The sequence below is a fragment of the Metabacillus rhizolycopersici genome, assembly GCF_020075705.1.
Genome location: NZ_JAIQUM010000008.1, coordinates 78,226 through 90,958 on the forward strand (window position 1 = coordinate 78,226; position 12,733 = coordinate 90,958).

Genomic DNA, 12,733 nt, shown 5'->3' on the forward strand with positions numbered 1-12,733 from the left:
GGAAGTTTCTTTCCGCGTTTTTATTATTTCACTTTAAATTGTTTTGTACTATCTGATAATGTTTTTGATAATTCTGTTAGAATTAATCCAATTTCATGAGTCCGGTTAATTTGTGTTATCTGCCCTTCAGAAGAGGACAGCATTTGCTCGGCACTTGCTAACGTTTCCTGTGAAATCGAGACAAAGCTCTCTGAAGATTGCTCCATTTTTGGTAGTGATCCGTCTAGCTCATGTAAATATTCCTTCATTCCAGATAACTTTTCATTTACAGTTGAAATCTCACTCATCAACAAATCGAACGCTTCTTTTGATTCGCCTGCTACAACTAGATGCAATTTAATATTACTATACATTGTTTCAAATTCATTAGCAGCTTGATCTGATATTTTCTCCATCATTTTTATCGATTGAGTAATATCCTCTGTTGCTTTAGAGGATTGATCAGCTAGTTTTCGGACTTCATTCGCCACAACTGCAAAACCTTTCCCTGCTTCTCCTGCGCGAGCGGCTTCAATTGTCGCATTTAAAGCGAGTAATTTTGTTTGTTCAGCTATTGATTGAATGATCCCTACCACTTTTGTAATAACTTTTGAATTATCCTTTACCCCTTTGATTGTAGTCGTCATCGTTGCGAATTCATGATCAAAGTCATTCATTGACCGAATCATTTGCGAGATACTACTTTCCCCTTTAATAGCTGAAGAATCCATATCTGCTGCACTATTGAAAACATGTTCCATATTCTTAAGAATGTGTGTGATATCGCTTTTCATTTTTTGGAACGTCATGACGTTTGCATCAGAACTTGAAGCAGTCTGCTCAGCACCTGTTTTTACAACTTTTATTGCTTCGACTAATTGGTTGTTTTGGAGCTGTACATCCTCTGACGCTTCTTTCAAATGATTTCCAGTCGTGAAGAGTTCTGATGTTGTTCCATTTATATGTGAAATCATTACACGCATTTGTTCAATCATTTGGATAAAACTTTTATTTAATGATTGAACCTCTGGAATAGAAGTCGAAACGGAAAGATTATTTGTTAGATCTCCATTTCTAACTTCGACCATTGCATTTCGTAACGTCAATAAAGGCTTCGTTAAACTTCTTACAAGCAGGAGAAGAACAGCGGTTGTAATCACTACACTAAGTAAGACAACAATACCGATAAAATTGGCAAGATCATTGACAGGCTCCATATATTTCTCTGTAGGTACAAGAATCAAATAAAACCCTCTTAATTCTTGTATTTCTTTAAAGGACAAAGTATATTCGACCCCATCAATCTTCTTATATAACACGCCATGATCCTTTTTCCTAATTTCTTCAACAATTTCATCGGATATCGTCACACCCGGTTCCTTATTTATATTCATTGGCATTGCACCTTCATCAGTCACTAAGAAAAATTTTGCTGGTAATCCATCTCGAATTAATGCAGTCGATTGGCCTGTTACAACAATTTTATCAACTCTTCTTAAAAATTCTTCCTTATCACTGATATAAGCAAATGCAAGATTCATCACGATATCAGCAGTCGTATTTACTTCCCGATAAAGCCTTTCTTCAATAATTTCCATCGTTGTTTCCTTAGATTTGCTATAAGATGTGAAACCGACGATACTTATCGATGTTAATAAAAGAAATAAAACTAAAATTATGATTCTTGCTTGTAGTGAGATTTTTGAAAAAAATGTTTGTCCATCTCTTTTATGTAGCTCTTTTTGCGAAACTTTTTGACGTTCAACCTTTTTTAGTCGTTTTTTCTGCAGGATTTTTGGTAGTTTATTCTTTAAAATGCTTACTCGTTTGAAAACATTTATTATTTTTTCAATACTTATCCGTTTCATTCCGCCACCCCTAATTCCCCATTTTACATTCAAATTATGACAGTCTATTGTTAAGTTAGTGTAAATATTTTGTAAAAATTTATTGGAATTAGTCTAATAGTTGTGTTTTTTTGATAATTAATATCGATTTCGAATACATCATTTTTCCTATTTATTATCTTCCTATGATTTGTTCAGGAATATTTCATTTGGACAAGCATAAGTATCTGTTAATCAACCTATCAAATTTGGGGGAAGAAAAATGAGACGACTTTCTTTATTCATTATTGGTCTATTCCTATGTTATATCATTTATTATGACTTACAAATCGGGACACTTCCTACTGTTAATATCATTAGTACTACCAGTACTCAAGCAGCCCAAGTTGAGGACAAAAGCAACCCTTCGATCTCCTTCTATGAAACGAAAATTAAACAAGGCGATACAGTTCTATCCATTACTGAACATCATCATGGTCGACTTCCGACCTCAATCGATCAAATTGTTCATGATTTTGAATCGTTGAATTCTAATGTACAGGCAGAGGAAATTTTATATGGTCAAACATATCGTTTTCCGGATTATAATTAATCGTTGAATCTTGTCAATTAGTACTCCTCCCTGTACAATTAGGGTTGGTACATACATACACTAGAAAAATATTACGAACTAAAGTATCATTATATTCGGTGACGATTTTAGAAAAAGATTTAATCTTATTATTTAAGGAGCGATTTACACGTGAGTGAAATCATACATCGTACTAATACTCGCCCAATAAAAGTGGGGAATTTAACGATTGGTGGAAATAATGAAGTTGTTATTCAAAGTATGACAACAACAAAAACACATGATGTTGAAGCAACTGTTGCGGAAATTAATCGATTAGAGGAAGCTGGCTGTCAGATCGTGCGTGTTGCATGTCCAGATGAGCGTGCTGCCAATGCAATTTCTGAAATAAAAAAAAGAATCAATATTCCACTTGTTGTCGACATTCATTTTGATTATAAGCTTGCTTTGAAAGCTATTGAAGGTGGAGCAGATAAAATAAGAATTAATCCTGGTAACATAGGAAGAAAAGAAAAAGTTGAAGCTGTTGTTAGAGCAGCAAAAGAACGTGGCATTCCAATCCGGATCGGTGTAAATGCAGGTTCTCTTGAAAAAAGGATTCTTGAAAAATATGGGTATCCAACTGCAGACGGTATGGTTGAAAGTGCACTTCATCACATCAAAATTTTGGAAGACCTAGATTTTCATGATATTATCGTATCGATGAAAGCGTCTGATGTAAACTTAGCGATCGAAGCATATGAAAAAGCAGCTAAAGCATTTGATTACCCATTACATTTAGGGATTACTGAATCGGGAACACTTTTTGCCGGCACAGTAAAAAGTGCTGCTGGACTTGGCGTTATCTTAAACAAAGGCATTGGAAACACATTACGTATTTCTTTAAGCGCTGATCCTGTTGAAGAAGTAAAGGTAGCACGTGAGCTTTTGAAGTCCTTTGGATTAGCGGCAAATGCTGCAACATTAATTTCTTGTCCGACATGTGGACGTATTGAAATCGACTTAATCAGTATTGCAAATGAAGTAGAAGAATATATTTCAACGATTAAAGCACCAATTAAAGTAGCTGTTTTAGGCTGTGCTGTAAATGGACCAGGAGAAGCACGTGAAGCTGATATTGGGATTGCTGGTGCACGCGGAGAAGGACTTCTTTTCCGTAAGGGGCAAATCGTTCGTAAAGTGCCTGAAGAAACATTAGTTGAAGAACTGAAAAAAGAAATTGATAAACTTGCCGAAGAACATTTTGCAAAACAAGCAGCTGAAAAGGCAAAACTAAACGCATAAGAACAAAAGCGGCTTATGACCTCGAGGGGCTAGGAGCTGGATGCAGTGCGCTTATCCACAGTACAAGAATTTTATAGTTTTCTAAATAACAAAAAAGGAATCGGTTTTGCCGATTCCTTTTTATTATACCCATCTTATTTATCATCGTCTTCCGGAAGCAGCACAGCCCCGATATTAGCGTTCATCGAAAGTGAAGTATCAATATCATCCTCTACTTTATTTTCATTATTAAAATAATGGTCAATCGCAAAGTTTGCAGTATCCGTTTCATTTTCTTGTTTCAGAGGAATGGCTACCTGACCATTTAATTCATTCTGTATCTTTTTGTTCAATTCATATCTGTTCATTCTCATCTTCCCTTCATAAAGAGTGACCTAACTAAAAAACTTATGCAGATATCCACACCTTTTCTTCAACACCTCATTAATAATGAGGTGAGAATTTTACTGCATATTCATGCTACATAAAGAAAATAAGGGATTGACCAAACATGGTCAATCCCTTATTTCGATTTTCATATCGTCCATTTTAAAAAAATGGCGTTATAAAGATACCTAAAATTAGAGATACTAGCCCAATTCCAATCGCCCAAGCCCCTAATGCATTTGCCCCTCTTCTACGTGCAATAAAGCCAACGATAATACCTGCCGCTCCTAAAATAACAGGTAACATAAACAACGAAATAATGGAAAGAGCTAATGCTAAGAAACCTATTCCTTTGCCTCCGCTAACCACTTTATCGTCATCACTGTCAACTTTAGCATAGTCTCTTCTTACGTTTACCGGTGCTGCGATTTCTGCTGCCGTTTCAGTCTCGAAGTCACTTTCGATTTCTTGATCTAGTGGCGTAATTCCCTTGTAATCAAGGGCGTTAAAACGATCTCGTTCTGGATTATCGAACTTATTTTCGTTTGCCATTAAGATCCCTTCCTTTCTTAATTAAAGGAGCATTATTATTATGAACACCTGATAAAAAACTATTACTGTAAATCTTTTCTGTGCTCACGAAAAGTCCAAATATCCTCATTCACTCACCTATCTTTTATGACTAGCTTAGTGTTTGCTTTAGGCACGAAAACCAAATACATAAAAAATTCTTTATGTTACACTTAGAGTAGAAATAGCAAAGGAGAGAACTTTTTATGTTGCGACTAGGTATTGATATTGATGGCACAGTTACAGCCCCAGAAACATTTGTCCCTTATTTAAATAAATCATTTAATAAATCTCTAACATATAATGATTTAAATCAATATGATTTAACGAAGGTATTAAATATTACTGAAGATGACTTTTGGCAATGGATGGACGAATTCGAACCGATTATTTATAAAGAAGCTCCACTTGCTTTACATGCTAAAACGGTTTTAGATGATTGGAAAGAGCAACATCAGTTATTGTTTATTAGTGCTAGAAGAAAGCATTTATTTGATATTACCCACAATTGGTTTAAAGAAAGGGAACTTTATTATCACAACATCGAATTAATTGGAACTCATAATAAGCTTGAAGCTGTTAAGAACAATGAAATATCCATCTTTTTTGAGGACAAGCACGATAATGCTTGTATGATAAGTGAGGAGCATCAAATTCCCGTTATTTTATTTAATACACCTTATAACCAAGACCCTGTTCCAAAAGGTGTCGTACGTGTCAATCATTGGCTAGAAGCAAAAAACTGGGTAAATCAATGGTATGAAACAAAGGTTATTTAAGAACAAAAGCGCAAGCGCCTTGATCAGCCTCAGGCATGGCATAAGACGCGCATGAATAGAAGGCGTACTTTGCCTTCAATTCATGCGTGGCTTATGACCCCGAGGGGCTAGGCGCTGGAGCTGGATGTCGTGCGCTTATCCACAGTACAAGAATTTTATAGTTTCCTAAACGAACATAAAAGCGTTCTGGCATTAATAGCCAGAACGCTTTTAATTACATTGTGGGCAAGTCCCATAGATCTCAAACTTATGGCCGCTTATATCATAGCCCGCTAAGTTTTCTTCGAAGTTCCCCATCGGACAACCAGGTATTTCTTTCGTTTTCCCACATTGTAAACAAATAAAATGATGATGATGATGCTTTGTATCACATGTAAATCTAAAGTGTTTTTCACCAGACAACTCCGTCATTTCAAATATTCCTAAGTCTGCAAACAACGATAAATTTCTGTAAATGGTATCAAAGCTTAAGCCTGGATAATCGTCTTTTAATGACTCTAACACATCTTTTGCTGTCAAATATTTATCGTAATCAGCAAAAAGCTGTAGCATTTCTTCTCTTTTATTTGTATATTTATAACCTTTTTCTTTTAATAAGTCGAGAGCTTCTTGAACATTCATGAAACTTTCCCCTTTTTTATTTTTGTCCATAAAATTGTTACGATTAGAATGAGTACAGATAAAACAACAATTGTCCCACCTGGAGCTAAATCTAAATAATATGCAAGGATTAATCCAATAATAACAGATATTTCGCCAAATAGGATAGAAAAGAATATCGTTTGTTTAAAACCTTTCGCAATTCGGATACTTGCTGCTACTGGTAACGTCATTAGCGAGGAAACGAGTAAAATCCCAACGACTCTCATTGACGCTGAGATGACTAACGCAACTATTAAAATAAAAATAAAATGAATCCATTTTGCATGAATCCCTGATGCAGATGCATGTTCTTCATCAAATGACAATAAAAAAAGCTCTTTATATAGAAGTAAGATCATCAAAATAACAAATACGGCTATACCGAGAATGACATAGAGATCCGTGCGGCTTACTGCGCTTATACTACCAAATAAGTAGCTGAAGAGGTCTGTATTAAATCCATCAGCTAACGAAATAAAAATTACGCTAATCCCGACACCACTTGATAAAATAATGGGAATGGCAAGTTCTTGATAATGTTTATAAACTGTTCGGAGCTTTTCAATAAAGAGTGAACCCGTTACAGAGAAAACCATTCCTAAGTAAATTGGATTCAAACCTGCGAATATGCTAACCTTCTTTTCAAGCAACATGCTTGCGGCAATCCCGGCTAATGTTACATGACTTAACGCATCAGCAATTAAAGACATTCTCCTTACTACAATGAAAACACCGAGGAGAGGAGCAATTAACCCGATTACCATTCCTGCTAAAAATGCATTTTTTAAAAATTCATATTCAAAAAAACTGCTTAACATTGTTTACATCCTCCATTAGTGGGAGTGATCATGTGTTAACACATGCAATGAGTGTCCATAAAACTCAGACATCTCATCATCCTTTAACGATTCAAAGTCTTTAGAATTACCGTGAAAATATAAGTTTTTATTAATACACGCTACATGTGATACCTTATCAGTAATCGCTCCAATATCATGGGAAACCAAAATTAACGTTATCCCTAAATTTTTATTCAAGTGCGTTAGCATTTCATAAAAATTTTGAACAGTTTGCGCATCCACGCCTACTGTAGGCTCATCTAGGATTAATAACTTCGGATTGCTTACGATTGCTCGAGCGATGAATGCCCGTTGCTGCTGGCCCCCTGAAAGCTCGCCAATATTCCGTTTTGCAAACTTAGTTAACCCCACTGACTCAATCGCATCATAAACCTTCCTGCGGTCTTGTGCCGTCATAAATTTAAATAAACCTATCTTAGACGTTAGACCACTCGAAACAACCTCGAAGACAGATGCGGGAAAACCAGTGTTAAAGCTATTTGCTTTTTGTGAAACAAACCCGATTTCATGCCAATTTTTAAATTTCTCTATCTGCTGACCAAACAACTTAATTTCACCTTGCTGTGGTTTTAATAATCCTAGTAGGCATTTTAATAAAGTTGTCTTCCCAGATCCATTTGGACCGACAAGTCCGAGAAAACTCCCCTTCTCAACAGTAAGATGAATATCCTCCAGCACTCTTTGGCGTTCATATGTGAAGTTTACATGATTTATTTCAATTACAGGTTGTATCATATATCGTCATCCTTTTCAAATTAAGAATCGTTACGATTTACAAGAAGTAAACAAATAAACGATTGGTTATAACATGAAAATTATACAGAAAAATCATCATTATGTAAAGGATTAAATATACTTTTAAAAACAGCACATTTTAATAAATCCTCCATACATTGTTTTAGAGGAGGTTTGAAAATGATTTTATTTCAAAAGATTATTAACCAAAAGCTTAATAACATATCAGTTGAGGAACTTATGCAATACGCAAAGCAATTTAATGTTACGATCGATCGCGCACAAGCCATACAGGTTGTTAAGGCCATGCAGGGTCAAAATATTAATATTTTTAATATGACTGAACGTAAACAACTATTAGCAAAAATTGCTCGTATTACCTCTCCAGAAACAGCTCAACAGGTTAATCAGATTTTCCAGAAATTCACCAACTAATATATACTTAAAATACAAAGTCTTATAATCATTTCTGTGTTCGCTTCTTTAATCGTAACTGGATACACCCAAATACTATAAAAAGACAGTTCAATCATTATTGTTCTGTCTTTTTCCTCTGAAATAAGTACATATAAGAAAAGCGCAAGCGCCTTGAACAGCCTCAGGCATGGCATAAGACGCGCATGAATAGGCGTACTTTGCCTTCAATTCATGCGTGGCTTATGACCCCGAGGGGCTAGGCCGCTTGCGCTGGACACTAAAACTAATTCAAAAAATTTATACTTTCTTATCTTTTTAAAAAAGAGAACTAATGATCACACTAGTTCTCTTTCTTAAGTAAGTTTCAATTTTATTGATTTAAAATCTTATCTAATACCCCAGCATCAAACATCTGTTCTTTAAACATATTAATTTCAAATTTGTAAGGAGGCTTTTTATTTTTTTTATCCTCTCCTACATATGGAGTTTCAAGTATTTTAGGGATACTTGTTAATGAAGGGTGATGAATAACTTTATTTAAAGCGTCAAATCCGATATGACCAAATCCGATATTTTCGTGTCGGTCTTTTCTGGCACCCATTGGATTTTTGCTATCATTAATGTGAAGAACCTTCAATCGATCTAAACCAATAATTGAATCAAATTCCTGTAGAACACCGTCGAGATTGCCTACTATATCATATCCAGCGTCATGTATATGACAAGTATCTAAACAGATTGATAAATGCTGATTATGTGTAACACCATCGATAATTTTGGCTAGTTCATCAAAAGATCGACCACATTCAGTACCCTTTCCTGCCATTGTCTCTAAAGCAATTTGGACTTCGTGATTTTGTTCAAGAACTTCGTTTAAGCCTTCAATAATTTTTTTAATGCCTTCGTCTGCTCCAGCACCTACATGTGCACCAGGATGCAAGACAATCTGTTTAGCACCTAAGGCATTTGTACGCTCAATTTCTGAACGTAGGAAGTTAACCCCAAGCTCAAACGTATCAGGGTTTGTTGTATTTCCTATGTTAATAATATATGGAGCATGAACGATGATTTCATCGATTCCATTTTCCTTCATATGAGCTTGTCCAGCTTCTATATTTAAGTCTTCAATATTCTTACGTCGCGTGTTTTGCGGAGCACCAGTATAAATCATAAAGGTATTTGCGCCATACGAAACGGCTTCTTCACTTGAAGCTAAAAGCATTTTTTTACCGCTCATCGAGACATGTGAACCAATTTTAAGCATTCATCTTCCCCCTATTTGCTTTTCCGATTTAATCTTCGCTGTCTCTTTTTAATTTGTTCCATCTCTCGACCCATTTTCTTTTTATAGCCCGGCTTAACATTTTTCGGTCTTTGAACAATACTTTTTGCCAAGGCGTCTACTTCATCAGCAACTTTTTTTCGCTTTTGACGTCGTTTACGGTCAATGGAATCCTTCCATTCACCATCAATAAAGTCTTTATTTACAAATTCAATACCTAGCTTCTCCAATTTGTTTAATGCATCCTCGTCAGACGTATCAAAAAGGGTAACTGCAGTACCTGAATTACCTGCACGTGCTGTTCTTCCTACACGATGGATATAAAAATCTAATTCTGTTGTCGGAATCTCGTAGTTTATGACATGACTTACACCTTTAATATCAATACCGCGAGCGGCTAAATCTGTCGCTACAACATATTGGAAGTCTAAATCATTAATTTGCTTCATCATTTTTTTACGATCACGTGGAGATAGATCACCATGAATGCGCCCCACCTTTAATCCTTTTTCAATGAGAGCATCTGCGACTTCGTCGGCATTCTTCTTCGTGTTTGTAAAAACAATTGCTAAAAATGGATTAAACGAAACCAGCATATCATGAACTAGTTTGATTTTATTACGATGTCTAGTCGGTATTAATACATGTTCAATTTTCTCAGCTGTAGCTTGCTTAGGAGCCACATGTGTAAACTTTGGATTTTCTAAATATTTTTTCAAAAATGGCTTTAATTTTTCAGGAATGGTTGCAGAAAACACAAGAATTTGCAAGTTGTCAGGCATTTGACTTGCTACCATATCCACTTCCTTAATAAATCCCATATCAAGCATTAAATCCGCTTCATCAACGACAAATGTCCGAACTTTATTAACAATTAACGCTTGTTCTTTTACAAGATCGTTAACCCTCCCCGGTGTCCCTACGACAATTTGTGGTTGAGATTTCAACTTATCAATCGTCCGTTGCTTATCTGTTCCGCCAATATAACATTTCGCAGTGATTTCCTCCGGTGAAAAGGCAATAATTTTAACTGCTTCGTTATAGATTTGTGTCGCTAATTCTCTAGTAGGTGCCGTAATAACGACCTGAACCTCTTTTCGATCTGGATCAATTTTGTTTAGTAACGGTACTAAATAAGCATGTGTTTTTCCTGTACCTGTTTGTGATTGTCCGATCGCACTTTCACCTTTTACTATTGACGGAATTAGTCTTTCTTGAATTTCAGTCGGTTCAAAAAATCTCAATTCCTTCGTTAACGCCTCTATAATAAACGGTTTTAATGAAAAACGTTCAAATTTTGATTGTTTCATCCGTGTCATCTCCTTATTTGATAAAGCTTTGACACACCTTTAAAAAGGCGCACTTTATCAATCCATCACTACATTATAACCGATTCGTGAAAAAACTCAAATAAAGTATGTATTTTGTCAATAAAGAAACACCCCTTATTTAAAGATTTTCTTAATCACAAAGATGTTTTTTGACCTTATTAAGATTCCCAGTAAAAGTATCCTCCGATTCTTCTATCTGTACTCGTTCATTTTAATCGATAAAGTTGGGATAGCATTTTCTCTATGCCTGCATAATCTATGGTTAGGGTAACTTACTTTGAAAGGAGGATTTCTATGTTTCAACAACGACCAATGCCTCCGATGAATTCTAGAGGTTTCTTTCCTGGGCAAGGACAAATGCCAATGGGTCGACCACCATTGCGCAGTCCTTTCATGGGTGGTGGACAACAGTTTGGTTCTCCCATGCCAACAAGAGGTGCTGGCGGATTAAAAGGTTTGATCTCACGAATTATCCCCGGTAGTCAGGGTGCTGCTGGTGCTACAAACACACAAGGATTAATTTCAGGGGTCACTGGTGCATCCAGAGCTACTGGAGCTACTGGTGGAGTACTACAAGGATTAACAAATCCAGCAAATATTTCAGGAATGCTTGGTAATGTTCAAAAAGTGCTAGGTATGGCTCAACAGGTAACACCGATGGTACAACAATATGGACCATTAGTAAAAAATTTACCTGCTATGCTAAAAATCTATCGTGAATTAAAAAGTGGGGACTCTGATGATACAACAACAGAAGATGTCAAGGACGAAAAGTCAGACGTTGCCGTAGAAGAGCAGCCAAAACCTAGAAAACAAACAAAACAATCACAATCAGACATTGAACCTGAAATCGAAGCTTCCAATCCTGAAACAAAGACTACGAAAAAAGGAAAAAAACGTTCCCCAGTATCGAGCGGTTCAAAACCAAAGATGTATATTTAATTTTCCTCTTTGTATTCTTCACTGATGTTCGATATAATATTAAGAGATTATAAGAATAAAGAGCCGTTTTGCGGCTTTTTTTCAATGAAAAAAGGGACGAAGTATCACTATCTTATTACTTCATGCAATCCCCTTTTTGATCTCTTAAGGAGGCAATGAAATGGACGTAATAAAAATTTCGCCACGTGGATATTGTTATGGTGTTGTTGATGCAATGGTTATTGCTAAAAACGCCGCTTTAGATAAATCATTACCAAGACCAATCTACATTTTAGGAATGATTGTTCATAATAAACATGTTACAGATGCTTTTGAAGAGGATGGAATTATTACCCTTGATGGTCAAAATCGTTTAGAGATTCTCGAACAGGTTGACCGCGGAACCGTTGTTTTTACAGCACATGGTGTTTCGCCTGAGGTAAGAAAAATTGCTAAAGAAAAGGGGCTTGTTACACTCGATGCTACATGCCCAGATGTAACAAGAACGCATGATTTGATTCGAGAAAAGGAAGCACAAGGCTATCAAATTATTTATATTGGCAAAAAGGGTCATCCCGAGCCTGAAGGCGCAATAGGGATTGCACCTGATATCGTCCATCTCGTTGAGTCAGTAGAAGATGTAGAACAATTAACGATTCAAAACGAAAAAATAATTGTGACGAACCAAACGACGATGAGTCAATGGGATGTTGCGGATATTATGGTAAAGGTTCAAGAGAAATTTCCAAATGTTGAAATTCATCGAGAAATTTGTTTAGCAACCCAAGTACGGCAAGAAGCAGTTGCTGAACAAGCTGGAGAAGCAGATTTAACCATTGTTGTTGGTGATCCGAGAAGCAACAACTCAAATCGACTAGCTCAAGTATCCGAGCAAATTGCCGGAACAAAGGCTTACCGCATTTCAGACTTAAGTGAGCTTAAACTTGAGTGGTTAAAGGATGTTAAAAAAGTTGCGGTTACATCAGGTGCCTCTACACCTACACCTGTTACAAAGAAGGTTATTCAATTTCTTGAACAATTCAATCCAGAGGATGAGTCCACATGGAATGCAGATTCTTATATTCCTTTAGCAAAGATTCTTCCGAAAGTTAAGGTAAAAGGATAAGATAGCTTTTATATAGAGAAAGC

At 36.0% G+C, this 12,733-nt stretch carries 14 protein-coding genes; 6 read left to right on the plus strand and 8 right to left on the minus strand.

Features of this window, described 5'->3' with window-relative positions:
* Nucleotides 1-23: 23 nt before the first annotated feature.
* Nucleotides 24-1,847 (minus strand): methyl-accepting chemotaxis protein, encoded by a 1,824-nt coding sequence (locus tag K9V48_RS05770; protein WP_224137668.1) that lies wholly within the window; start codon nucleotides 1,845-1,847, stop codon nucleotides 24-26.
* 241 nt (nucleotides 1,848-2,088) lie between these two features.
* Here K9V48_RS05770 and yqfZ point away from each other — a divergent pair, with 241 nt between their 5' ends.
* Complete coding sequence (gene yqfZ, locus K9V48_RS05775) at nucleotides 2,089-2,418, plus strand: protein YqfZ (RefSeq protein ID WP_224137670.1); 330 nt, start codon at nucleotides 2,089-2,091, stop codon at nucleotides 2,416-2,418.
* A gap of 150 nt (nucleotides 2,419-2,568) precedes the next feature.
* Nucleotides 2,569-3,681 carry a flavodoxin-dependent (E)-4-hydroxy-3-methylbut-2-enyl-diphosphate synthase gene (ispG, locus tag K9V48_RS05780; RefSeq protein ID WP_410429581.1) on the plus strand — a complete coding sequence of 371 codons (1,113 nt, stop codon included), beginning with the start codon at nucleotides 2,569-2,571 and terminating at the stop codon, nucleotides 3,679-3,681.
* Nucleotides 3,682-3,815: 134 nt separating this feature from the next.
* Here the strand turns inward: ispG and K9V48_RS05785 are convergent, their stop codons facing one another.
* Entirely contained in the window at nucleotides 3,816-4,028 is a 213-nt protein-coding gene (locus K9V48_RS05785) for a hypothetical protein (protein ID WP_224137672.1), read from the minus strand.
* A 181-nt stretch (nucleotides 4,029-4,209) separates the two neighbouring features.
* Nucleotides 4,210-4,599, minus strand: a complete 390-nt coding sequence (locus K9V48_RS05790; protein WP_224137674.1) for a DUF4190 domain-containing protein — start codon at nucleotides 4,597-4,599, stop codon at nucleotides 4,210-4,212.
* 224 nt (nucleotides 4,600-4,823) lie between these two features.
* Here K9V48_RS05790 and K9V48_RS05795 point away from each other — a divergent pair, with 224 nt between their 5' ends.
* Nucleotides 4,824-5,396: a hypothetical protein gene (locus K9V48_RS05795; RefSeq protein WP_224137675.1), complete on the plus strand. Its 573-nt coding sequence runs from the start codon at nucleotides 4,824-4,826 to the stop codon at nucleotides 5,394-5,396.
* Nucleotides 5,397-5,606: 210 nt separating this feature from the next.
* Here K9V48_RS05795 and zur read toward each other — a convergent pair whose 3' ends face one another.
* Genes zur through K9V48_RS05810 form a run of 3 tightly spaced genes read right to left on the minus strand, consistent with a single transcriptional unit; the run spans nucleotide 5,607 to nucleotide 7,633 of the window.
* The gene (zur, locus tag K9V48_RS05800) at nucleotides 5,607-6,017 is read right to left on the minus strand and encodes a zinc uptake transcriptional repressor Zur (RefSeq protein WP_224137676.1); all 411 of its coding nucleotides are present in this window, start codon (nucleotides 6,015-6,017) and stop codon (nucleotides 5,607-5,609) included.
* Entirely contained in the window at nucleotides 6,014-6,856 is an 843-nt protein-coding gene (locus tag K9V48_RS05805; protein ID WP_224137677.1) for a metal ABC transporter permease, read from the minus strand. The genes zur and K9V48_RS05805 overlap by 4 nt, the downstream gene beginning before the upstream one ends.
* Nucleotides 6,857-6,871: 15 nt before the next feature.
* Nucleotides 6,872-7,633, minus strand: a complete 762-nt coding sequence (locus tag K9V48_RS05810; RefSeq protein WP_224137678.1) for a metal ABC transporter ATP-binding protein — start codon at nucleotides 7,631-7,633, stop codon at nucleotides 6,872-6,874.
* 180 nt (nucleotides 7,634-7,813) lie between these two features.
* Between K9V48_RS05810 and K9V48_RS05815 the strand changes: the two genes are divergently transcribed.
* Entirely contained in the window at nucleotides 7,814-8,068 is a 255-nt protein-coding gene (locus tag K9V48_RS05815; RefSeq protein WP_224137682.1) for a DUF2624 domain-containing protein, read from the plus strand.
* 352 nt (nucleotides 8,069-8,420) lie between these two features.
* Here the strand turns inward: K9V48_RS05815 and K9V48_RS05820 are convergent, their stop codons facing one another.
* Nucleotides 8,421-9,314, minus strand: a complete 894-nt coding sequence (locus tag K9V48_RS05820) for a deoxyribonuclease IV (RefSeq protein ID WP_224137684.1) — start codon at nucleotides 9,312-9,314, stop codon at nucleotides 8,421-8,423.
* Between the two features lie 11 nt (nucleotides 9,315-9,325).
* The gene (locus K9V48_RS05825; protein WP_224137686.1) at nucleotides 9,326-10,642 is read right to left on the minus strand and encodes a DEAD/DEAH box helicase; all 1,317 of its coding nucleotides are present in this window, start codon (nucleotides 10,640-10,642) and stop codon (nucleotides 9,326-9,328) included.
* Nucleotides 10,643-10,957: 315 nt separating this feature from the next.
* Here K9V48_RS05825 and vrrA point away from each other — a divergent pair, with 315 nt between their 5' ends.
* Together vrrA and K9V48_RS05835 are read left to right on the plus strand one after the other, a co-directional pair.
* Nucleotides 10,958-11,605, plus strand: coding sequence for a VrrA/YqfQ family protein (gene vrrA, locus K9V48_RS05830; RefSeq protein WP_224137696.1), 648 nt, complete (start codon nucleotides 10,958-10,960; stop codon nucleotides 11,603-11,605).
* A gap of 160 nt (nucleotides 11,606-11,765) precedes the next feature.
* A complete protein-coding gene (locus tag K9V48_RS05835; RefSeq protein WP_224137698.1) occupies nucleotides 11,766-12,710 on the plus strand; it encodes a 4-hydroxy-3-methylbut-2-enyl diphosphate reductase in 945 nt (314 codons plus the stop codon).
* Nucleotides 12,711-12,733 lie beyond the last annotated feature (23 nt).

Excerpts from the sequence above, each read along its gene's own strand:
- K9V48_RS05770 (WP_224137668.1), bottom strand. The coding sequence starts at position 1,847 with ATGAAACGGATAAGTATTGAAAAAATAATAAATGTTTTCAAACGAGTA.
- yqfZ (WP_224137670.1), top strand. The coding sequence starts at position 2,089 with ATGAGACGACTTTCTTTATTCATTATTGGTCTATTCCTATGTTATATC.
- K9V48_RS05785 (WP_224137672.1), bottom strand. The coding sequence starts at position 4,028 with ATGAACAGATATGAATTGAACAAAAAGATACAGAATGAATTAAATGGT.
- K9V48_RS05790 (WP_224137674.1), bottom strand. The coding sequence starts at position 4,599 with ATGGCAAACGAAAATAAGTTCGATAATCCAGAACGAGATCGTTTTAAC.
- K9V48_RS05795 (WP_224137675.1), top strand. The coding sequence starts at position 4,824 with ATGTTGCGACTAGGTATTGATATTGATGGCACAGTTACAGCCCCAGAA.
- zur (WP_224137676.1), bottom strand. The coding sequence starts at position 6,017 with ATGAATGTTCAAGAAGCTCTCGACTTATTAAAAGAAAAAGGTTATAAA.
- K9V48_RS05805 (WP_224137677.1), bottom strand. The coding sequence starts at position 6,856 with ATGTTAAGCAGTTTTTTTGAATATGAATTTTTAAAAAATGCATTTTTA.
- K9V48_RS05810 (WP_224137678.1), bottom strand. The coding sequence starts at position 7,633 with ATGATACAACCTGTAATTGAAATAAATCATGTAAACTTCACATATGAA.
- K9V48_RS05815 (WP_224137682.1), top strand. The coding sequence starts at position 7,814 with ATGATTTTATTTCAAAAGATTATTAACCAAAAGCTTAATAACATATCA.
- K9V48_RS05820 (WP_224137684.1), bottom strand. The coding sequence starts at position 9,314 with ATGCTTAAAATTGGTTCACATGTCTCGATGAGCGGTAAAAAAATGCTT.
- K9V48_RS05825 (WP_224137686.1), bottom strand. The coding sequence starts at position 10,642 with ATGAAACAATCAAAATTTGAACGTTTTTCATTAAAACCGTTTATTATA.
- vrrA (WP_224137696.1), top strand. The coding sequence starts at position 10,958 with ATGTTTCAACAACGACCAATGCCTCCGATGAATTCTAGAGGTTTCTTT.
- K9V48_RS05835 (WP_224137698.1), top strand. The coding sequence starts at position 11,766 with ATGGACGTAATAAAAATTTCGCCACGTGGATATTGTTATGGTGTTGTT.